Raw genomic sequence first — 22,282 nt, forward strand, 5'->3', positions numbered from 1 at the left:
ATGCGTATTATACCAGCAATAGATATTATAGACGGTAAATGTGTACGTCTATCACAAGGCGATTACAACCAAAAAACGGTTTATAATGAAGACCCACTAGAAGTAGCCAAAGAGTTTGAAGCAAATGGAATAAAACACTTGCATTTGGTTGATCTAGATGGAGCAAAAAGTAGTCACGTCGTGAACTGGAAAGTGCTCGAGCGCATCGCTGGACAGACTGGTTTGCAGGTTGATTTTGGCGGTGGTGTGAAAACTGACGAAGACATAAAGGTCGTATTTGAAAGTGGAGCGAAACAAGTTACTGGCGGTAGTATTGCTGTTAAGGATGCTGCAACTTTTGAAGGTTGGATTTCGACATATGGAACAGATAAGATTATCCTAGGAGCAGATGCTAAGGATGGAATGATCGCCACACACGGCTGGCTAGAAAGTAGCGAGTTAGAAGTGGTAGAATTCATCAAAGAGTGGAATAAAAAAGGAATCGAGTATGTGATTTGTACCGATATAGCAAAAGACGGTATGCTTGCTGGAACTAGTAATGAGCTGTATAAGGAAATCCTTAACACAGCACCAGTTAAATTAATAGCTAGTGGTGGCGTTGCTGTCGTAGAAGATTTATATCGCTTGCGCGAAATGAATTGCGAAGGAGCCATAGTAGGAAAAGCATTCTATGAAGGTAGAATTACATTTAAGGAATTGAGAGAATTTGTATGAGCTTAAAAAAAAGAATTATACCATGCCTTGATATTAAGGATGGACGTACCGTAAAAGGGATCAACTTTGTTGGATTGCGAGATGCTGGTGATCCTGTAGAACTTGCAAAACAATATGCTGCTCAAGGTGCTGACGAGTTATGTTTTCTAGATATTACCGCAACTATTGAGAAGCGTGACACTTTAGTACCGCTAGTTCGTGAAATCGCTGCTGTTTTAAATATTCCATTTACTGTAGGTGGCGGAATTAACGACGTAGCTCTTGCCAAAGAAATCATTAAAGCTGGTGCTGATAAAATAGCTATCAATAGTGCAGCCGTAAAAAGACCAGAACTAATTAGTGAACTCGCTGCAGAGTTAGGTAGTCAGTGTGTTGTAGTTGCGGTGGATACGAAGCATTCTCACGAAAGTGAGAATCTAGCTGATTCAAAAAGCAAGCCTAGCGAATCAACACCAACAGATTTCCGCCTGCGCGGAAATAAAGTTTATGTAGCTGGTGGACGTGTAGAGACCGAATTAGAAACTATTTCTTGGTGTCAAGAAATTGAAAGATTGGGTGCCGGAGAAATCTTGCTTACAAGTATGGATCATGATGGTACAAAAAATGGTTTTGCTCTAGAACTTACCGATGCCATTTCTAGAAAATTGAGTATTCCTATCATTGCATCAGGTGGTGGAGGAACAAGTGCTCATTTTGCAGACTTATTTAAAGACACAGAAGCGAGTGCTGGACTTGCTGCAAGTATATTTCATTTTGGAGAATTACCAGTTCCTGAGTTGAAAAAACAATTGGCTGCGGCTGGAGTTGCTGTGAGAAATTAAAATTGGATTGCGATAAAATAAAGCGATTCCGCTACGCAGCGGAATGACAAAATAAAGTCTGGCCTACGACGGCTTGACATTAAAAATGATTGCGGTGGGGAAATGAAGATTTCCGCCTGCGTAAATAAAATCGAAAGTGTTGAATCGAAGAGATTCCCACTTTCGTGGGAACAAATATGAAACTAGACTGGAATAAAGGAGAAAACGGATTATTGCCTGTAATCGTACAAGACGCTACTAACAAAGAAGTGTTGATGTTAGGTTATATGAATGAAGAGGCATTTGAAAAAACTAAAGCTGAAAATAGAGTAACTTTTTACTCACGCAGCAAACAACGACTTTGGACTAAAGGAGAATCTTCTAATAATTTTCTAGATGTAGTAGCTATAAAGATCGATTGTGATCAAGATACCATTCTTATTAAAGCAAATGCACATGGACCTACTTGTCATACCGGTACGGTGAGTTGTTTTGATAGCCAACCCTTAATCCCTTCCAAAGGAAGGGAAAATGGAAATAAGGATGAAAGTTATGAAAATAATAGTTCCACAGAGACTCCACATCAAGTACAGAATGACAGCTTTACTATTAATGATTTAGAAAAGACCATCCACCAGCGTATTGACGATCAAGTAGAAGGATCTTACACCTATTCATTAATCCAAAAAGGAATTAATAAAGTAGCTCAAAAAGTAGGTGAAGAAGCTGTAGAAACGGTAATCGATGCCATTAATGGCAAGGAGGAAGATTTTATTTATGAAGCTGGTGATTTGATGTATCACTACCTCGTTTTATTAAAAGCCAAAGGATTATCTCTAGCAGATATTGAGAAAGAGCTCGCTAAAAGGCATAAATAAATAGGATAATATTTATTTATAAATAATAAAAGCGGTTGTATCAAATTTGATGATATAACCGCTTTTTTTAATGCTCCAAAACTTTAAAAAAACTCTAATTAACGCGCTCTTAACCGTATTTACTTGTACATACAATATTTTTACTTAAAAACAGATATGAGCACGACACAACCCCTTTTAAAACCGATAAGCCTAGGAGCAATTGAATTAAAAAACAGAATTGTAATGGCGCCTCTAACTAGATCCAGAGCAACTAATGAAAACCAATCGCCAGATCAAAAACACATAGATTATTACACGCAGCGTGCTGGTGCTGGACTTATTATAACAGAAGCTAGTGAGATATCAAAACAAGCAAGAGGATATGCACATGTGGCTGGAATATTTAATGAAGCCCAAGTAGAAGGATGGAAAAATGTCGTAGATAGTGTACATAAAGAAGGCGGGAAAATAGTTTTACAATTATGGCACGTAGGACGTATTTCTTTGCCAGATTTTCATGACGGTCAGTTACCTTGGGCACCTAGTGCTGTAAATCCAGAAGTGGAACATAGAAACCCTAATGGCGAGAAGAAAATGACTGTGACGCCACACGCTATGACGGTAGAAGAAATAGAGCAAACAGTAAAAGATTATGGAAACGCTGCTGCAAATGCTAAAAAGGCAGGTTTTGATGGTGTAGAAATACACAGTTCTAATGGATATTTAATACACCAATTTTTTAATAATAAATCTAACTTACGTACAGACGAGTATGGAGGTAGTAATGAGAATAAAGCTCGTTTTTTCTTTGAAGTTTTAGATGCGGTGAAAGAATCATTCCCAGATAATAGAATAGGATGTAGATTAAATCCATCATTAAATGGAGTTTTTGGAATTGATGGAACACCAGATACTATTCCGTTTTTTGATTATCTAATTAATAGATTAAATGAATACGACCTGGCTTATTTACATCTTTCAGAGCCATTTACAGATGTAAGTAAGATCGATTTTCTGGTAAGTGAAATAGCAAAACATTACCGTCCTATTTACAATGGAAACTTGATGATTAACAATCAATTTGATCGTGAATCTGGTAATAAGGTAATTGAAGACGGTCATGCAGACCTGGTTGCCTTTGGTAAATTATTTATTTCTAATCCAGATCTTGCACATCGTTTTGAATTAAAGGCTGAAACAGCAGACTGGAATATGGAAACCTTTTATACACAAGGTCGTGAAGGTTATACAGACTACCCTACTTTAGAAGAAGAAAAGGCTAAGAACTAATTCCTGTAAGTAATATTTGAGGCAACTCTTTTTTAAGGTCGGCTACTTCGGTAGTCGACTTTTTTGGTATCCATAGGTATATGGATCTTAATGTGCTGAGAAGATTAAAAAGCATGGTTTCTACATTCAGAGATTTAAACTCACCAGCTTTTATTCCACTCTCTAATATATTTTTAAAATCTAGTTCATAGTCTTTACGCAACTTGATATATTCTTGATAAGGCACTCCTTCTAGGTGCATCCAGTCGGTATTTAATACTGCCAGTGCATCTGTATATTCTAGTGCTATTTTTATGTGTAATAGTATGAGCTGTTCCGCTTTCGCGAAAGCGGACTTATCATCCATCTCTACCGTATCCATACCAGTTGTAAATTCATGAGCAACATCTAGAATGAGTGTGGCAAGAATTTCTTGTTTCCCAGAAATATGATTGTACAAACTAGCCGCTTTCATATCCATAGCGGCCGCGAGATCGCGCATGGTGACAGCGCTATAACCACGTTCTTTGAAAAGTTGAGCAGCTGTTTTGAGAATTTGTTTTTTGCGAGACATAAGTTGCAAATATAATAGAACATGACTATCATAAAATTGATTAAAAGTCTATTCACAATAATTAGAATAATTTGTTTTAGACTAGCTTTGAACTTTACCCTACGACAATGTTAGAGAATATAGAAATTAATCCGCTTCTTGAAAGATTACCACCGCATCTAAAACAGTTTATAAAGCCTCAAAATTATGACCTTTATACCTATCAAGATCAGGCTGTGTGGCGTCATGTGATGAGCAAAAATGTAGAGTTCTTGAGTCAGGTGGCTCATGGATCTTATATTGCTGGACTTAAGAAAACAGGTATTTCTATAGATAACATACCGTCCATGTATGGTATGAATCGCATTCTAAAAGAAATAGGCTGGGCAGCTGTTGCTGTAGATGGTTTTATACCGCCAGCAGCTTTTATGGAATTTCAGGCTTATAAAATATTAGTCATTGCGGCAGACATAAGAAAGCTGGATAACATAGAATACACTCCTGCACCAGACATTATTCATGAAGCTGCTGGGCACGCTCCTATTATCGCAAGCCCAGATTATGCAGAATATTTAAGACGTTTTGGCGAGATAGGCAGCAAAGCTATTTCTAGCGCACACGATCATGAAATGTATGAGGCAGTGCGCAAGATTTCTATTCTTAAAGAAACTCGTAGCGAGACAGAAAACCCAGAGCTGGATAAAGAAATCGCAGCTGCCGAGGCAAATATAGAGCGTCTTCAAAACAAAGATGTAGAACCTAGTGAAATGTCTTTAATTAGAAATTTACACTGGTGGACGGTAGAATACGGTCTGGTAGGTACGCTAGATAATCCTAAACTTTATGGTGCCGGATTATTATCAAGTCTAGGAGAAAGTAAAAGCTGTCTAGAACCTGCGGTAGAAAAAAGACTGTATACTATTGATGCAGCTTATCAAGATTTTGATATCACGCGCAAGCAACCTCATCTTTATGTAACGCCTAATTTTGCGACCCTTAGTGAGGTACTAGAAGAATTTGCAAACACCATGGCAGTACGTAAAGGCGGACATCGTGGCTTACAAAAATTAATTAATTCAAAATCTCTTGGGACTATTGAGTTAAGTACTGGATTACAAATAAGTGGTCATTTTACACGCATGATTACTAATGATGACAACGAGGTGGTTTTCTTTGAAACGACTGGAGAGAGTGCTCTTGCATATAGAGAAAAAGAGCTTATAGGTCATGGCCGCAGTACGCATAAAAACGGTTTTTTGAGTCCGCTAGGGAAACTTAAGGGAATTAATCTAGCTATAGAAGATATGGGACCTCGTGATTTACAAGCTTATAATTTTTATGACAACGAGCGCATTGAATTTACCTATGAAAGTGGAATTAAAGTAGAAGGTTTAAACGTCACTGGACAGCGTAATTTGAATGGTAAATTAATGCTCATTCAGTTTACCGACTGTACCGTAACTTATAAGGACGAGGTTCTATTTACTCCAGAAGACGGCATGCTTAACCTAGCCGTAGGAAAAGAAATAGTAAGTGCCTATGCTGGCCCTGCAGATTATTACAGTTTTGACCTTGTTTTTCATGAGAGTGATACTAAAACTATAAAGCCAGTTTTCTCAAAAAGAGAGATTACCATTCAAGGTTTATATGAGAAAGTGCGCAATTATAGAGAAGAAGATAAAATAAATAAACCGTTACTTGAGGAATTAAAAGCTCAAGTAGAAAATGATTATCCTGAGCAGTGGCTGCTTATTGAGGAGATTGAAGAATTGATAGGTTAACTAAAATCAGTTAATGGTATAACTGCATTTACAACAGTACCATTACCTTGTGTGCTGGTCAGTTTTAAGTCACCATTTAATTCATTTACAGCTGTCGTGATTTGTTGAATACCATCACCATTTGCGACAGCTTTACGATCATAACCTAGTCCGTTATCGTGGGTAATTATATGTAAGAAATCGTCTTCTATAGATGCGATATTGAATATATAGTTAGCTTGAGAATGAATAGCTGCGTTGTGCAAGCCTTCATTAATAATAATTAATAAAGACAAGATCTCTCTAGGTTCAAAATTGAGTAATTCCTTTTCTGGAAAATTCATTTTATAGACCGATGCACCTTCTATGTTCTGGTCATACAGGTTTTGAAGTTGTTGAGTGGTATGCTCTATATCTTTTAAAGTAAATTTATTTTTACTGGCTGCGAGTTTATAGATCAATGAAACTGCCTTTGTTTTAACGGCTGTTTTTTCCGGAGACTTTTGTTCTAGTTCTTGTAAAATAGCATTGCGTTGTATTTCCAATTTATGCAGACCCTTTGCTCCTACCAGCTTTCTAGCTTGTACTTCTTTTCTATCCAACTCTTTTAAAAACTGAATAACTACTAGTCCTACTAGTAAACCGATAAAAATGTACCCAATAATTGCTCCCATGATCCTAATGTAGGTATTAAAAGTGATATGTTGTGGTTCCGCTTTCGCGAAAGCGAAATTATAATAACAATTTACTACTTTGCAGGTAAGTAAACTAAAAACAAACGTCTCAATAAAGAAAACTATGTTCGGTCTATTTAAAAATAAGAAAAAAGAAACAATACAGAAATACCTTAAAGAAGGTGCTCAATTACTGGATGTGCGTACCGCATCTGAATTTAACGGCGGTCATATAGAAGGGTCTAAAAATATACCTGTTCAAGTTATTGATCAACAAATGAATGCTCTCGATAAAGAAAAGCCATTAATCGTGTACTGTGCCATGGGAGGAAGAAGTAATATCGCTGCTGGAAAATTAAAAGCCAATGGTTATAAAGTTGTAAATGCCGGTGGTATAGGTTCTATGAGAAAATATTTGAAGTCGTGATACTTTAGTTATATATTCTTCCTATTTTTAATCTATGAAATTAGATTACCATAACATCAAAGACGAAGGAAGGTTTACTGTAACAAGTTTTCAATGTGGACCATCATTACAGCTACTTAAAGAAAAGGGTTTATATAAAATAGTCTGGTGTACAGAAGGTGAAGAACGCCTTATTGTAGATGGATATGAAGTCGTACTTAAAAAGAATCAAGTACTTTTTTGTACCCCTGTGAACATAGTAGAAATCCCAAAGGATAATTATGGATTAATAGCGTTTGTGTTTAACCGTGAGTTCTATTGCATACAGCATAATGATTCTGAGGTATCCTGTATGGGAATGTTGTTTTTCGGTTCTTCTACAGCACCTATTATAGACTTAACTGTAAAGGAACAAGCTAGTTTTAATGCGATGCTGGTTTTATTTCAGGAAGAATTTGATACTAAAGATCATATTCAGGGAGAGATGTTACGTACTTTATTAAAGAGAATGTTGATTACCTCTACCAGACTGATTAAACAAGAAAGTTACCAGCCCGATTTAACGGTAAAGCAAGTCGATCTAGTTAGACGATTTAATATACTAGTAGAACAGCATTTCAAAGAAAAGCACCAGGTAGCAGACTATGCAGACTTACTTTTTAAATCTCCTAAAACACTTTCTAACTTTTTTAAGAAGCATGATGTAAAATCACCTCTTAAGATAATCAACGAGCGCATCACTGCCGAGGCTAAAAGACTTTTACTCTACTCTGACAAAAGTGCCGAAGAGATAGCTTATGAACTAGGTTACAATGAGCCTAGTCATTTTTCTAAATTCTTTAAAAAGCAAGTGGGCACCTCTCCACTTTCCTTTAGAAAGCAATAAATTAAAAAAACAACGTATTTTAAGTACGTATAAAAGTGAGTTACTGTCCTATAAAACTAGGTGGTAACTCACTTTTATTTTTAACCATTATTTTTCAATATTAGATATAACAAAACAGGCCCGTACTCCTAAGAGACAGACCTGTTTCAACTAACCAACTATGAAAAATTTAACTCTTACCTAAATGTTATTAAGCATCTAAAGGTTGTACCGCTGGGAAATCAACTGGTACTTGAGTTGTATTGTGTAAATAGTTTGAGATGGTTTTATCACCTACTAAAACTATAGTATCTACTAGATTTTCTTGAGTATAACCTGCCGCTAGAAAAGAATCTACTACAGCCTTATCTGCTCTACCTCTATTCTCTGTAATGTTTTTTGCTAGACCTGCAAGAGCATTATAACTAGTCTGGAAAGACGCTTTACCAGCTCTTAATTCTAGTGTTTGTTCTTGAGTAAAACCATTCATTTGCGCTATAGCCGTATGCGCTGCAAGACAGTAATCACATCCGTTTACCTCACTTACTGCTAGGTTTACTACTTCTTTTTCTTTATTGTTTAAAGATGTTTTTGCTCCAGATAAAGAAAGGTAATTGTTTAATGCGTTATTAGATAATGCATAAGTGGCATATAAATTAGGAACAAAACCTAATTGCTTTTCTAGGTTATCAAAAATTCCTTGATTCACTTCGTTTACTTCACTTCTTTGTGGTACATTAAATGTTGCCATGATATTATATACTTTTAATTATTGTTATTTTCTTATCCCTTAGGACACTACAAAGATGCGACAGTAAGTAGCCTTTAAAAATGTGTTCATTTCCCGAGTACTGTTCTATTATTCCCGATACGATAAATTACAAATGGTGTAGTATCTTTATAGGAAATTTTCCTACCATGAATAAGTTATACTATATCCTATTTGCATTTGTTGTTCTCGCTTTCGCGAAAGCGGAATCACAACAATTACCAGAACCACCAGAAGAACAGAAGTTCTATGAATCGCAGGAATTTAGACTCTTGGGACCATTCCGTGGTGGACGTAGTGCTGCGGTTACCGGAGTTCCCGGAAAACCTAATCTTTTCTATTTCGGTAGTACAGGTGGTGGTGTGTGGAAGACTTTAGATGGTGGACGTACCTGGAGCAATATCTCTGATGGATTTTTTGGCGGTTCTATAGGTGCCGTAACTGTTGCGCCTAGCGATCATAACGTAATTTATGTAGGTGGTGGCGAGAAAACGGTGCGTGGTAATGTTTCCAGCGGCTATGGCATATGGAAAACAGAAGATGCCGGTAAAACATGGACTGAGGCTGGATTACCTAAAAGCCGTCACGTACCTAGAATAGTTATAGATCCTAACGATCATAATACCGTTTATGCCGCCGTGTTAGGTAACATTTATAAGCCTACTACAGATCGTGGTGTTTATAAAAGTACCGATGGTGGTAAAACATGGAGTAAAAAACTATTTACTAATGATCTAGCCGGTGCGGTAGATTTAATCATAGACCCTAGTAATCCACGTGTATTGTATGCAAGTACCTGGAGATTACAACGTACACCATACAGTCTATCTAGTGGTGGCGATGGTAGTGCTTTATGGAAAAGTAACGATTATGGAGAAACGTGGAAAGAGATCTCAAAAAATGAAGGTTTTGCAAAAGGAACTCTAGGAATTATGGGAATTACAGTCTCACCTGTAGATTCTGACAGATTATATGCCATCGTAGAAAATAAAGATCAAGGTGGATTGTACCGCAGTGATGATGCAGGTTTAACATGGAAAAAGACAAACAGTGATCGCAGTTTAAGACAACGTGCCTGGTATTATACACGTATTTATGCAGACACAAAAGATGTCGATAAAGTTTATGTCGTTAATGTCAACTATCATAAAAGTACCGATGGTGGTAAAAACTTTTCTAGCGCGAGAGCACCACATGGCGATCATCACGATTTATGGATCGCACCAGAAGATTCTGACCGTATGATTATGGGAGATGACGGTGGCGCACAAATCACTTATGACGGTGGTGAGACATGGAGTACGTATCACAATCAGCCTACAGCACAATATTATCGTGTGACTACAGATTACTCTTTTCCTTATAGAATCTATGTAGCACAACAAGATAATGGGACGATAAGATTACCTCATCGCACCACTGGACGTAGCATTACAGATAACGATTGGGAAGGAACTGCAGGTGGCGAGAGTGCACATATTGCTGTAGATCCTAAAGATAACGACATCGTTTATGGAGGTAGTTATGGTGGTTATTTAACTCGTTATAATCACAAGACTAAATCACAAAGAGCGATTAATGTATGGCCAGATAACCCTATGGGACATGGTGCCGAAGGAATGAAATACCGCTTTCAGTGGAATTTCCCTATTCTGTTCTCTCAACATGAGCCTAATAAACTCTATGCATTTTCTAACAATGTACACGTCACTACTAATGAAGGTCAGAGCTGGGAAACTATCTCACCTGATCTAACTAGAAACGATCCAACAAAACTAGTTTCTAGCGGTGGACCGATTACTCAAGATAATACAAGTGTAGAGTATTACTGTACCATTTTTGCCGCAGCAGAATCTCCTTTAAACGCTGGCGAGTTATGGATAGGTAGCGACGATGGACTCTTACACCTTTCTAAAGATGGTGGTAAAAACTGGAGTAATATTACACCTAAGGGATTACCAGAATGGGCACAAATTAACAGCATAGAACCTAGCCGTTATGACGCGGCTACTTGTTATGTCGCTGCTACACGTTATAAATTAGGCGATTTTACACCTTACTTATATAGAACTACAGATTATGGTAAATCATGGAAAAAAATAACAAATGGCATCCCATCAGAGCATTTTTCTAGAGTCGTAAGAGAAGATGATCAAGTACAAGGAATGCTGTATGCAGGAACAGAAACTGGTTTATACATTTCTACCGACGATGGAAAATCATGGAAATCATTCCAGATGAATTTACCCATCGTACCAGTTACAGATCTAGCTGTAAAGGATAACAACCTAATTATCGCGACACAAGGTAGAAGTTTATGGATACATGATGATCTAGGATTAGTGAGAGAAGCTTTTTCTAGTTCGCTTTCGCGAAAGCAAGACGAAAACAAACTTTTCAAACCTAAAACCTCTTACCGTATGGCAGGAAATGGTCGTGCAGGTTCACTTACCGCAGGAGCAAATCATCCGGCAGGAGTACAAGTACATTTTTATATTCCGACGTTGAAAGAAAAAGATAGTGTATCACTTTCTTTTTATGACGCTAAAAACGAGTTGATAAAAACCTATGCTACCTATGATAAAAAGAACAAATTAAAAGTAAAAGAAGGTGCCAACTCTTTTAATTGGAATACGGTTTATGATGGAGCAGAAAAACTACCAGGGATGATTTTATGGTGGGCAAATATGTCTGGACCTAAGGCCGTACCTGGATCTTACAAAGTAGAATTATCAGTAAATGGTAAAATGGAATCACAACCTATCACTATTATATCTGCTCCTAATAGCGAGGCTAGTGATGCAGACATGCTGGCACAATTTAATTATGTAAATGAAGTAAACGCTACGGTAGACAAGGCTCATAAATCGATTAAAAACATACGCGCATTTAATAAAAAACTAAGTGCTTTTGAAGCGTTGTATGGCGATAGAGAAGAACAAGGTGTTAAGGATATGATCGCGATGTCTAAGGAGATGAAAAAGAAATTTAGCGAGGTTGAAAAAGCACTTTATCAAACGAAAAACCGAAGTGGTCAGGATCCTTTAAATTTCCCGATAAGATTAACTAATAAACTAGCTCATTTAAATAGTCTGGCACAAATAGGTGACTTTGCTCCTACTTCACAAAGTATAGAAGTTAAAGATGAATTAACTGCTGAGATTGAAAAGCAACTAGCTATTTTTGACGAAGTTTTACAATCTGATATTAAAAAATTCAACGAGCAATTTAATGCCCTTAATTTAGAGTATCTCGTGATTGAGAAAGAGAAAAAATAATGGAAGAATTAAGCGGTTACTGGGAAGGTTATTTTATCTACGGATTAGGATTTGACCTTCCTTTCTTTGGAGAAAAAGTCAGGCTATTTACTGAAATGGAATTTAAAGACGGCATTATAACCGGTCATCATACCGAAGAAAAAGGACCATTCTCAACTGGTAGAACGGTAAATTTTACTGGGTTTTGGGAACAAAATCTAATTTCTTTAACGGTCTCTTATACCAGTAATGATGTTATTCTAGAAGATGGTTTCAATACAGAAGAGATAGAACACAATTTTGAGATCGTTTATAATGGTTCTTTTGATTATAAGAAGAAAGCCATGAATGGTATATGGTTTATGCAAAATGAAATGGATGAAAATCTAGATCTAGAAATACCTCCTGCCGAAGGTTTATGGGTATTAAAAAAAGCAAAAAAGCCCGTCAGTGATTTTGATTATTCACTTCTTGGGCTTTAATAAATAACTGTATTATTGTAGTTCTTTTATTTGGATTTATTTAATTAAATCAAATTCAGAGAAGCGAATTTCGGCTCGAGTATCATTTCCTTCTGTATAAACACCGGCTTTAAAATAGTACCCATTACTGTATGGTGTCCAGTTATTAGAAGGTGTAAAGGTTTCAGAAAATGTACCAGCTGGCGTCGTTGCTGTAAAAGACGCTGTTCCATTTGATGTACTCATAGAAACTTCTATGATATCTCCTTCTTGATATAAAGGTCCATTAATCGTCGTGTATTGAGAATCACTATCTGGGTCGTCCGTTAGTTTAAATTTAATCCTGTGGTCGTCGTCTATATAAACTCTGACTAGTGGTCTTAATACACCAGTACTTCTATTATGTACTTGTGCGATAGTCACACCGTTTTCTGGTATATTAAATATAGTAGCTGTGTAAGACAGTGATTTCACCACATCTAGAGAACGTTCTTGTCCTGGAGTTTCTTTAAGCTCTGTGCGTTTGCCATCTGGTTCTTTACTTATTAAAACCATTTCTTGATTCTCCATAAAGTAATATGCCGTCGGGCCATGTGTCGTTGCATCTTCAGAAACGGTAGCTCTATCTGCCGTGTTCCAGCTGGTTTCTATTTGAAGTGTAGCTAATGCAAAATTATCACCTGGTATATTATCGATTTCTGTTGTATCACCATCTGTAGTGTCATCATCATTAGGCACTAATTGTATAAAATTATTTTGTTCATCAGATTCTGAAGAACATGAAAAAATCCCAACAGTGGCTATAAGCAACGCGTAAAAAGTAAAATTCTTGAACATCGTTTATTTTTTTTTAAATGTAGAGCACAAACATTTACAATCGATATATTTTAACTGTTTATTTTAAAATCTGTTAATAATCGCCCCATTTCATATCTATTTAAAAACAAAACAGCTTTAAAATAAGAATTTTATAATAGCACACTATAATGTGGCCTATGAGGTAGTCTTCTTAAATAAAGGAACAAAGTCTTATTTTTAAAATAGAATTACCGTTGTCAATTCAGTATGTATGTAACTATTGTTACACATAAAAGAGGCTGCAATAAGTAGCTTTGAAATAAAAAGATGTTTAAGAAATCTATTATATACAGTATCCTTTTTTTAAAATGTCCTCAATGCCGTCAAGGGAATTTTCTTGAAGCAAATCCTTATAAAATTTCTAAGATGAATAAGGTAAAAGAAAGATGTTCAAAATGTGAATTAAAATTCAGTATTGAACCTAGTTTCTATACTGGTGCGATGTATGTTAGTTATGCTGTAGGAATCGCTTTTGCAGTAGCAACATATGTAATTTTATTATTTTTAGGTCTAGCAGATAATCCATTAACTATCTTTGTTGCTATAGTTGCCATACTTGCCTTAACATTTCCATATATAGGTGCCGTTTCTAAAGCGATATGGGCACATCTTTTTTTTAAGTACAATCCTATGATTGCAAAACAAGTCAAAAATGATACAAGAGCTTAAAGAATATTATGGTTCACAATTTGAGCTAGCACTTATAGAAGACATCAATAGCGTGGCAACTTTTATGGAAGTTCCTGCTGGACAAGATTTAATTAAGCCTGGTCAATACATTAAATCCATGCCACTTTTACTTTCTGGAAGCATTAAAATTATGCGTCCCGATGCTGATGGCAATGAGTTATTACTCTACCATCTAGAAAAAGGTAACACTTGTGCCATGACTATGACTTGCTGTGTAGGAAATACTAAAAGTGAAATTCATGCTGTTACAGAGACTCCAGTTAAACTATTAATGATACCTGTTACAAAAATGGAAGAATGGTCTTCTAAATATAAGACTTGGCGCAATTTTGTCTTTACCAGTTATCACACACGTATGATGGAGCTATTAGAAAGTGTAGATAATATCGCTTTCAACAATATGGATGAGCGTCTAGAAAATTACTTGAACGATAAAATTAAAATTCTTAATAGTAAACATATCTATACTACTCACAAAGAAATTGCTGCAGATTTACATACCAGCAGAGTTGTCATCTCTCGACTACTTAAAAAAATGGAAAATATTAATAAGATAAAGCTACACCGCAGTTTTATTGAAGTCGTGTAACATCTGTTACAAACATGCGATTAAGCTCCTTCTATATTTGAGTTTTTAAAATTTATAGAATGGAAATAATAGAAATATTAGGATTTATAGGAGCTCTTTTAATAGGCTTTGTTCTTGGGCTTGTAGGCGGCGGTGGTTCCATTCTTACTGTACCCATTTTAGTCTATGCCCTTACATTAAACCCTGTTCTAGCCACTGCATATTCTCTTTTTGTAGTAGGTACGACATCTCTCGTAGGTGCTATCAAGAATATGACTAAAGGTTTGGTAGACTTTAAAACCGCTATCATATTTGCCATTCCAGCCTTTATAGCGGTTTACCTAACTAGAGCGTATTTAATACCAGCGATACCAGATGAATTATTTACGGTAAACGGATTTATGCTAACTAAAAACCTTGCAATCATGCTATTTTTTGCTTTTGTAATGTTATTAGCATCTTTTTCCATGATACGTAATAAGCGCAAAGAAAGCGATGAAGACAGCGTCGTAACTTACAACTATCCCATAATTGTTGTAGAAGGTTTAGTAGTCGGTACCATTACTGGAATAGTAGGCGCTGGTGGTGGATTTTTAATCATACCTTCTTTAGTACTACTCGCAAAGCTACCCATGAAAAAAGCAGTAGCCACTTCCCTATTCATTATTTCCATAAATTCATTGATAGGATTTCTAGGTGATGTAAAAAATCTGGAAATAGATTGGTTCTTTTTATTACCCTTTACAGCGCTTTCTATTATTGGAATTTTCTTAGGAATCTATCTCAATAAATTTATAGACGGTAAAAAACTAAAAAAAGCATTTGGTTGGTTTGTCTTGGTGATGGGTATATATATCATCATCAAAGAACTTGTTATGTGACTTATGTTACCATTTTAAATGATCACTTTTTTTAATTTTAAACAAGAAATAAAATCATCATGAAAATAGAACAAATTTATACAGGATGCATAGCTCACGCTGCATATTACATAGAAAGCAATGGTGAAGCTGCGGTATTTGATCCTCTAAGAGAGGTGAATCCTTATATAGAAAGAGCAGCAAAAGATAACGCAAAGATTAAGTATGTTTTTGAGACTCATTTTCATGCCGATTTTGTGAGCGGTCACCTAGACCTACGTGAACGAACAGGAGCACAAATTGTTTTTGGACCTACGGCACAACCTGGCTATGACGCTTTGATTGCAAAAGACGAACAGGTTTTTGAGTTAGGTGATTATAAAATAAAAGTAATCCATACTCCAGGTCACACTATGGAAAGTACGACCTATTTATTAATCGATCAAGATGGTAAAGAACACGGTATCATTACAGGAGATACTTTATTTATAGGAGATGTAGGACGTCCAGATCTAGCTCAGCATGTTGTAGAAGATCTTACAGAAGACAAACTAGCTGGTTACTTGTACGATTCGCTGCGTAACAAAATTTTACCGTTAAGTGATGATTTAATTGTGTACCCTAATCATGGCGCTGGATCAGCATGTGGTAAAATGATGAGCAAGGAAACTACTGACACTTTAGGGAACCAGAAGAAAACCAATTATGCATTGCAAGAAATGAGTAAAGAAGAATTTAAAAAAGCACTTCTTACTGGTCTCACACCACCACCAGGTTATTTCCCTCAAAATGTAATGATGAATATTAAAGGTTATGAAAGTTTAGACACCGTTATGGATAGGGCGACAAAAGCTCTATCACCAGCAGCGTTTGAAGCTGCAGCAAATGAAACTGGAGCAATCATCCTAGATGTAAGATCTCAAGAAGAATTTGCAAACGGTCATATCCCTAGATCCATATTTGTAGGTTTAGACGGTAATTTTGCACAATGGGTAGGATCGCTAATTGCAGATGTCAAACAACCATTACTACTTATTACAACAAAAGGTCGAGAAAAAGAAACTCTAACAAGACTTTCCCGAGTAGGCTTTGACCAAACAATTGGCTTCTTAAAAGGCGGATTTGAAGCATGGAAACAAGCCGCTATGGAATATGATAAAGTGACCTCAATAACAGTTAAGCAATTTGAAGAAGAGCAAAATGAACGTCATCTGCCTATTTTTGATGTACGTAAAGAAGGTGAGTTTTTATCAGAACACGTCGTGGACGCTCACAACACTCCACTAGATTACATTAATGATCACCTAGCATCATTTCCAGAAAACACTTTTTTCATTCACTGCGCTGGTGGTTATAGAAGCATGATTGCAGCATCGATATTAAAAAGTCGAGGTATACATAATTTAATAAATGTAGAAGGAGGATTTAACGCTATTAAAGAAACTGATATCGCTGTTACTAATTATGTCTGTCCATCGACACTTTAGTAAGGTATCAAATTATGGTTGAGTTAGTTGAAAGCGGCAAGAAATTGTCGCTTTTTTTATTTGGATAGAACTAAAGTTGTCATGGCTCGTTCATCTTGCACATTAGTCGTTTTTACCGGTTCTAATAATTCTAATTGAAATTCTGAAAGCAATAAAGCAATGCGTTCTCTGGTTAAATAATAAGTCCCTTTTTGTCCATTATCTTTAAACCGTACTATTGGGGCATTACCATCTAGCCCGATGTTTGAGGCCATTCTAATTAATAGAGTGCCACCAGGTTTTAATACTCGTATTAATTCTTTAAACATTTCTGTAAATTGCTTTTCGCTTTTTGCAAAATGCAATACAGCACAACATAAAACGTGGTCAAAACTACTATCCTTATACTGTAGTTCATCCAGATTTGAATTTATAAAATTAGCTTTACTCTTTGGGTATTTCGCTTTCGCGAAAGCGAGAAAATCAGAATCTACATCATTACCATAGATCTCAAAATCATTGTCATAGAACCATTTTAAATTTCTTCCTTTACCACAACCTGCATCTAAAATAGATTGTTGTAGATGATAACGATTTTTTAAAATCTGGTCAATAATATAAATATCAATACCACCTAGCAGGTCATTTGTTTGCTCAAAATTCATAAGTGTAAATTTAATAATCTAACATTTGTAATTATAATGAATTAGTGTAACAAAGGTCACTTTTAAATAGCTTAAGGCGTGGTATTTTTATTTTGAAAAATTATATAAAAATATTATCATGTCATTTTTAAGCAGCCTTTTTAGCACAAAATCATCGTCTGATCAAATAAAGAAATTATCTCCTGCAGATTTTAAGCAGGCTATTAAAAGTATGGACAAGACAAAACAATTAGTGGATGTAAGAACACCTAGCGAATTTAAGAGTGGTCACATTAAAGGCGCCGTTAATATTGACTTTTTTAACACGTCTAAATTTATGGATGCGTTACAAAAATATGATAAAGAAAAGGCCATTTATTTATACTGTCGTTCTGGTAGCCGTAGTAATAATGCCGCTAGAAAACTTGAAAACATAGGTTTTAAAGAAATTTATGATTTACAAGGTGGTTTTATGAACTGGAGTTAGACAACTTTATCTATTTAAATAGAAAATCAGGAGAAATATAAATAAAGCTATCAGTCGATTAAATCGCAGCAATTGAGCTTAATTATTTTCTCACAAACTATCAATTACTTTACATGAACCTAAGATGTTTCAATGGATATAAATGGAGAAAATCATTGAACTATACATCTTAAATTTAAAAAGTTACACGGTGCATTAATGCAGTTAGCTGAAATAGCAGATCATGTTCTAAAGTTACTTGCAACTCCATTACATACCATTCATAAATATTTATGAATTTCCTGAAATGGAATCTATGAAAATGTGACAGATGATCCCGCTTTCGCGAAAGCGAGATTTTAAAAAATTAACGGTTTTAAGTGACTATTGTAACACAAGAAACTAAGTCTAGAACCTATTTTTGTAAAACAAAATCATGTCACGATGGATACAGAAATTCTAGCCCGTATACAGTTTGCTTTTACCATTGCCTTTCACTACATATATCCACCTTTAAGTATAGGGATAGGATTAATTATGGCAATTATGGAAGGTTTATATCTCAAAACCGGTAATAAACAATATGAGGTCCTGACTCGTTTCTGGTTAAAAATATTTGCGATCACTTTTGGGATAGGTGTTGCGACTGGTATCATCATGGAATTTGAATTTGGTACTAATTGGTCTGTTTACTCTAGGTATGTAGGAGATATTTTTGGAAGCGCACTTGCTGCCGAAGGTCTCTTTGCTTTTGGTCTAGAGAGTACTTTTCTAGGAATTTTACTATTTGGATGGAATCGAGTTTCACCTAAAGTTCACTTCTTCTCAACTATAATGGTGTTCTTAGGCTCTATGTTCTCTGCGGTATGGATTGTTGTAGCAAATAGCTGGCAACAAACGCCTGCTGGATACCATATCGTAGGTGAAGGATTTGATGCTAGAGCTGAAGTGACTGACTTCTGGGCTATGGTTTTTAATCCATCTAGTGTTGATAGAATCATTCACGTCTGGCAAGGTGCTTTTCTTGCTGGAACTTTTCTAGTTCTTAGTGTACATGCTTACTATTTATTAAAAGGACGATATGTAGAAATATCAAAAAAAGCATTTAAAATTGCGCTAGCCGTTGCCACTATTTTTTCTTTAACACAATTGCTTTCTGGACACAGCTCTGCAGATGGCGTTGCCGTTAATCAACCAGCAAAGCTAGCTGCGATGGAAGGCCATTATGAAAAATCTGCACCTGCAGATTTGTATCTATTCGGTTGGGTAGATGACGAGACCCAAGAAGTCACCGGCATCAAATTACCTGGTGGACTCTCATTCCTAGTACATCAAGATTTTGAAGAGCCTATTACAGGTTTAAACGCTTTTCCAGAAAATGAACGTCCTGGACAGGTAAATGCTGTTTTCCAGTTTTATCATATTATGATATCGATAGGCATGTTTTTAATAGGATTGACCTTATATGCTTGCTTTTTATGGTGGCGAGGCACTTTATTTGATAAAAAATGGTTGCTCAAAATATTTGCCTTCTCTGTATTACTACCACAGATTGCAAATCAAGTAGGCTGGTTTGCTGCAGAGATGGGAAGACAACCGTGGATAGTCTATGGCCATTTAAGAACTGATGAAGGATTTTCGCAAGAGGTATCATCTAATCAGATATTGTTCTCGTTAATTTTATTCTTAGTGGTTTACACAGTATTGTTTCTTTTATTTATTTATTCAGTAAATAAGAAGATAAAGCACGGCCCATATGACGAGGCAAAAAACCCAGATGAATTTTTAAAATACGTTTAAGACCAGCATTATGGAAACTTTTTTAGGTATAGATTACCCTACACTATGGTATTTAGTTGTTGGATTATTATTTTCAGGATATGCAATTTTAGAAGGCTTTGATTATGGTGCTGGCGCATGGCATTTATTTTTCAAAAAAGATTTAAGTAGACGTATCGCTATTAATGCTATAGGACCTTTATGGGATGCAAATCAAGTATGGCTTATTATAGGTGGTGGTGCCTTATTTGCAGGGTTTCCTGTGATGTACGCCACTATGTTATCTGCTATGTATATTCCATTTATGCTGTTTTTATTATTGCTGGTCCTAAGATCATCTGCCATTAAATTTAGAAGTTCTGAAGAGATGAAATGGTGGCGCACCACTTGGGACATCATCTATTTTGTATCCAATACATTAATTGCATTTTTATTAGGAGTGGTTTTAGGTAATGTTTTACAAGGTTTTGAAATAGGAGAAAACTATACTTATAAAGGTGGTATTTTCTTTGCTTTTCTAAGTCCTTATGCTATCATGGCTGGATTTACAACCTTATCATTATTTATGACCCAAGGTGCTATTTTCTTGTTGCTTAAAACAGAAGGAAGACTACACAGCAGATTAACTTTTTTACTCAAAAAAGGGATGATTTTCTTTATCATTAGTTTTGCAATAACCTCGTTATACACACTGATATTCTTACCAGGTGTGACAGATCGATTTAAGGAACAACCATTATTTTTTGCACTTCCTATATTAGCATTTCTAGCAGTGGCAAATGTGCCTCGATTGGTCTCTAAGAAAAAATATTTTCAAGCATTGATTTTTTCATCTTTAACGATGGCCTTTTTATTAATGTTAGTAGCCTTTCAACTATATCCAGTATTATTACCATCAACGATAGATCCGGCTTTTAGCGTTACTATATACAATGCAGCATCTTCTCAAAAATCATTAGGAATCATGCTTACTATGGTAGTCGTAGGAGCTCCACTTCTTGCTGGATACCTTATCTTTTTATATAAAACATTTAATGGTAAAGTTCAATTAGACGATACCAGTTACTAGTCATAAAGTGTTATAATTACGCTTTCGCGAAAGCGAGATAAATCAACAAAAAGCCATCTATTAATAGGTGGCTTTTTAATTTAAATAAGGTTGAGTAACATAGGTTACTCTAGCAAGAAAAATAGCGAGTTAAATTTGCTTTACTAATCTCTTGTAATGAAGAAAATCTTATTATTTATAACCTTTAGTATTGCGATATTAACGCAAGCGACAGCACAGCAAACTACTCTAATTTCAAAAGAAGAAGTTGCTGAAAAAGTGGTTAAAAACAACAATTCTATAAAAATATCTGAGCAAGAATTTCTAGAAGCAAAAGCAGATTTTGATCAGACTAAAGCTGTTTTCTTGCCTAATATAACCGCAAGTCATACTGGTATTATCACCACTAATCCATTGATGGCTTTTGGTTCTAAATTAAATCAAGGAATCTTAACTTCAAACGACTTCAATCCAGATCTTCTTAATGATCCAGATCAGATTCAAAACTTTGCAACTATAATAGAAGTGCAACAACCCTTAATTAATATAGATGGATTGTACCAACGTAAAGCTGCAAGAGCCTCAATGGAAGCCGTTTTACTTAAAAAACAGCGCACAGAAGAATATCTATCTTTTGAAGTAGAAAACGCATACATGCAATTACAACTAGCTTACAAAGGAATTGCGGTGCTAGAAAAAGTTCAAGAAGCCGCTCAAGAGAATTTAAAACTAGCGCAAAACAGATTAAATCAAGGATACCTGCAACGTGCAGATGTATTAAACGTAGAAGTAAGACTTACAGAAGTTCAAAACCAACTACAAACTGCGCGTAGTAACGTGCAAAATGCATCTGACTATCTTTCTTATTTAATGGATGACGATGGTTATACCATATACCAGCCTAGTGATAGCTTAACGATTAAAAGCATCACTATTAAGGATAATAACTTTTCTGAAAACAGATCAGATATTAAAGCCATGCAGCTTGCTACTACTGCTTATGAAGCAGCAAACAAGGCAGACAAGATGGCTTTTCTGCCTAGACTTAATGCATTTGGATCCTATGAATTGTATGATGAAAATCTATTTCAAGCAAGTGCAAATGGATATGTGGTAGGTGCACAATTGAGCTGGGATCTTTTTAAAGGTTCTCAACGTATCGGTCAGGCTAATAAAAGTAAAGCTACATTAGAGAAATCAAAATTACAATATGAGCAATATGTTTCTAAATCAAAATTAGAAATTAATAAAGCGCAGCGCATGCTTATAGACGCAGAGAACAAGTTGAAACTTGCGCAATTAGCTCTAGATCAATCTAAAGAATCATTACGCATACGTACCAATAGATTTAAAGAAGGTCTTGAAAAAACATCAGACCTACTAAATGCCGAAACGCAATTTGCTCAAAAACAATTAGAATATTATCAAACGGTTTTTGAATTCAACTATGCACAGGCGTATATCAACTTTTTAACCAAGTCAGAATAACAAACCCATCTAATAAAAGAGCCAAAG

General features: G+C 35.7%; 22 protein-coding genes. 17 read left to right on the plus strand and 5 right to left on the minus strand.

Annotation, left to right across the window (positions count from 1 at the left end):
• The 4 genes from hisA (at window position 1) to ACJJVN_RS02690 (ending at window position 3,664) form a co-directional block, all read left to right on the plus strand.
• Window positions 1-714, plus strand: coding sequence for a 1-(5-phosphoribosyl)-5-[(5-phosphoribosylamino)methylideneamino]imidazole-4-carboxamide isomerase (gene hisA, locus ACJJVN_RS02675; RefSeq protein WP_405377049.1), 714 nt, complete (start codon window positions 1-3; stop codon window positions 712-714).
• Window positions 711-1,535, plus strand: a complete 825-nt coding sequence (gene hisF / locus ACJJVN_RS02680) for an imidazole glycerol phosphate synthase subunit HisF (protein ID WP_405377050.1) — start codon at window positions 711-713, stop codon at window positions 1,533-1,535. The genes hisA and hisF overlap by 4 nt, the downstream gene beginning before the upstream one ends.
• Before the next feature lie 176 nt (window positions 1,536-1,711).
• A complete protein-coding gene (gene hisIE, locus ACJJVN_RS02685) occupies window positions 1,712-2,392 on the plus strand; it encodes a bifunctional phosphoribosyl-AMP cyclohydrolase/phosphoribosyl-ATP diphosphatase HisIE (RefSeq protein WP_405377051.1) in 681 nt (226 codons plus the stop codon).
• Window positions 2,393-2,548: 156 nt separating this feature from the next.
• Window positions 2,549-3,664 (plus strand): alkene reductase, encoded by a 1,116-nt coding sequence (locus tag ACJJVN_RS02690; RefSeq protein WP_405377052.1) that lies wholly within the window; start codon window positions 2,549-2,551, stop codon window positions 3,662-3,664.
• Here ACJJVN_RS02690 and ACJJVN_RS02695 read toward each other — a convergent pair.
• Entirely contained in the window at window positions 3,654-4,217 is a 564-nt protein-coding gene (locus ACJJVN_RS02695) for a TetR/AcrR family transcriptional regulator (RefSeq protein ID WP_405377053.1), read from the minus strand. The genes ACJJVN_RS02690 and ACJJVN_RS02695 overlap by 11 nt on opposite strands.
• A gap of 107 nt (window positions 4,218-4,324) precedes the next feature.
• On the opposite strand from ACJJVN_RS02695, the gene ACJJVN_RS02700 reads away from it, so the two are divergent.
• Window positions 4,325-5,977 carry an aromatic amino acid hydroxylase gene (locus ACJJVN_RS02700; RefSeq protein ID WP_405370808.1) on the plus strand — a complete coding sequence of 551 codons (1,653 nt, stop codon included), beginning with the start codon at window positions 4,325-4,327 and terminating at the stop codon, window positions 5,975-5,977.
• Here the strand turns inward: ACJJVN_RS02700 and ACJJVN_RS02705 are convergent.
• Entirely contained in the window at window positions 5,974-6,630 is a 657-nt protein-coding gene (locus tag ACJJVN_RS02705) for a histidine kinase (protein ID WP_405370806.1), read from the minus strand. The genes ACJJVN_RS02700 and ACJJVN_RS02705 overlap by 4 nt on opposite strands.
• Before the next feature lie 124 nt (window positions 6,631-6,754).
• Here ACJJVN_RS02705 and ACJJVN_RS02710 point away from each other — a divergent pair, with 124 nt between their 5' ends.
• Together ACJJVN_RS02710 and ACJJVN_RS02715 are read left to right on the plus strand one after the other, a co-directional pair.
• The gene (locus ACJJVN_RS02710; RefSeq protein WP_104515815.1) at window positions 6,755-7,057 is read left to right on the plus strand and encodes a rhodanese-like domain-containing protein; all 303 of its coding nucleotides are present in this window, start codon (window positions 6,755-6,757) and stop codon (window positions 7,055-7,057) included.
• A gap of 34 nt (window positions 7,058-7,091) precedes the next feature.
• Entirely contained in the window at window positions 7,092-7,922 is an 831-nt protein-coding gene (locus ACJJVN_RS02715; protein ID WP_348115980.1) for an AraC family transcriptional regulator, read from the plus strand.
• 190 nt (window positions 7,923-8,112) lie between these two features.
• On the opposite strand, the gene ACJJVN_RS02720 is transcribed toward ACJJVN_RS02715, so the two are convergent.
• Window positions 8,113-8,652 (minus strand): carboxymuconolactone decarboxylase family protein, encoded by a 540-nt coding sequence (locus ACJJVN_RS02720; RefSeq protein WP_104515726.1) that lies wholly within the window; start codon window positions 8,650-8,652, stop codon window positions 8,113-8,115.
• Window positions 8,653-8,819: 167 nt separating this feature from the next.
• Between ACJJVN_RS02720 and ACJJVN_RS02725 the strand changes: the two genes are divergently transcribed.
• On the plus strand, window positions 8,820-11,948 hold the full coding sequence (locus ACJJVN_RS02725) for a WD40/YVTN/BNR-like repeat-containing protein (protein WP_405377054.1): 3,129 nt from the start codon (window positions 8,820-8,822) through the stop codon (window positions 11,946-11,948).
• A complete protein-coding gene (locus ACJJVN_RS02730; RefSeq protein ID WP_104515728.1) occupies window positions 11,948-12,409 on the plus strand; it encodes a hypothetical protein in 462 nt (153 codons plus the stop codon). Before ACJJVN_RS02725 ends, ACJJVN_RS02730 begins: the two co-directional genes overlap by 1 nt.
• Before the next feature lie 36 nt (window positions 12,410-12,445).
• On the opposite strand, the gene ACJJVN_RS02735 is transcribed toward ACJJVN_RS02730, so the two are convergent.
• Window positions 12,446-13,225: a polysaccharide lyase family 7 protein gene (locus ACJJVN_RS02735; protein ID WP_405377055.1), complete on the minus strand. Its 780-nt coding sequence runs from the start codon at window positions 13,223-13,225 to the stop codon at window positions 12,446-12,448.
• Between the two features lie 387 nt (window positions 13,226-13,612).
• On the opposite strand from ACJJVN_RS02735, the gene ACJJVN_RS02740 reads away from it, so the two are divergent.
• The 4 genes from ACJJVN_RS02740 to ACJJVN_RS02755 are packed head-to-tail and all read left to right on the plus strand — an operon-like array spanning window position 13,613 to window position 16,851.
• Window positions 13,613-13,915, plus strand: coding sequence for a DUF983 domain-containing protein (locus tag ACJJVN_RS02740; protein ID WP_405370798.1), 303 nt, complete (start codon window positions 13,613-13,615; stop codon window positions 13,913-13,915).
• Complete coding sequence (locus ACJJVN_RS02745; RefSeq protein ID WP_104515731.1) at window positions 13,899-14,525, plus strand: Crp/Fnr family transcriptional regulator; 627 nt, start codon at window positions 13,899-13,901, stop codon at window positions 14,523-14,525. Before ACJJVN_RS02740 ends, ACJJVN_RS02745 begins: the two co-directional genes overlap by 17 nt.
• 59 nt (window positions 14,526-14,584) lie before the next feature.
• Window positions 14,585-15,385, plus strand: a complete 801-nt coding sequence (locus ACJJVN_RS02750; RefSeq protein ID WP_405377056.1) for a sulfite exporter TauE/SafE family protein — start codon at window positions 14,585-14,587, stop codon at window positions 15,383-15,385.
• A gap of 59 nt (window positions 15,386-15,444) precedes the next feature.
• Window positions 15,445-16,851 (plus strand): rhodanese-like domain-containing protein, encoded by a 1,407-nt coding sequence (locus ACJJVN_RS02755; protein WP_405377057.1) that lies wholly within the window; start codon window positions 15,445-15,447, stop codon window positions 16,849-16,851.
• Window positions 16,852-16,907: 56 nt separating this feature from the next.
• Here the strand turns inward: ACJJVN_RS02755 and ACJJVN_RS02760 are convergent, their stop codons facing one another.
• A complete protein-coding gene (locus ACJJVN_RS02760) occupies window positions 16,908-17,495 on the minus strand; it encodes a class I SAM-dependent methyltransferase (RefSeq protein ID WP_405377058.1) in 588 nt (195 codons plus the stop codon).
• Window positions 17,496-17,613: 118 nt separating this feature from the next.
• Here ACJJVN_RS02760 and ACJJVN_RS02765 point away from each other — a divergent pair, with 118 nt between their 5' ends.
• The 4 genes from ACJJVN_RS02765 (at window position 17,614) to ACJJVN_RS02780 (ending at window position 22,255) form a co-directional block, all read left to right on the plus strand.
• Window positions 17,614-17,961 carry a rhodanese-like domain-containing protein gene (locus ACJJVN_RS02765; RefSeq protein ID WP_405377059.1) on the plus strand — a complete coding sequence of 116 codons (348 nt, stop codon included), beginning with the start codon at window positions 17,614-17,616 and terminating at the stop codon, window positions 17,959-17,961.
• A 423-nt stretch (window positions 17,962-18,384) separates the two neighbouring features.
• Window positions 18,385-19,740, plus strand: coding sequence for a cytochrome ubiquinol oxidase subunit I (locus tag ACJJVN_RS02770; protein ID WP_405370790.1), 1,356 nt, complete (start codon window positions 18,385-18,387; stop codon window positions 19,738-19,740).
• A gap of 10 nt (window positions 19,741-19,750) precedes the next feature.
• On the plus strand, window positions 19,751-20,788 hold the full coding sequence (gene cydB, locus ACJJVN_RS02775) for a cytochrome d ubiquinol oxidase subunit II (protein ID WP_405377060.1): 1,038 nt from the start codon (window positions 19,751-19,753) through the stop codon (window positions 20,786-20,788).
• Window positions 20,789-20,944: 156 nt separating this feature from the next.
• Window positions 20,945-22,255, plus strand: coding sequence for a TolC family protein (locus ACJJVN_RS02780; RefSeq protein WP_405377061.1), 1,311 nt, complete (start codon window positions 20,945-20,947; stop codon window positions 22,253-22,255).
• Window positions 22,256-22,282: the final 27 nt, after the last annotated feature.

It is taken from the genome of Nonlabens sp. Asnod3-A02 (genome assembly GCF_045063755.1).
GTDB lineage: Bacteria > Bacteroidota > Bacteroidia > Flavobacteriales > Flavobacteriaceae > Nonlabens > Nonlabens xylanidelens.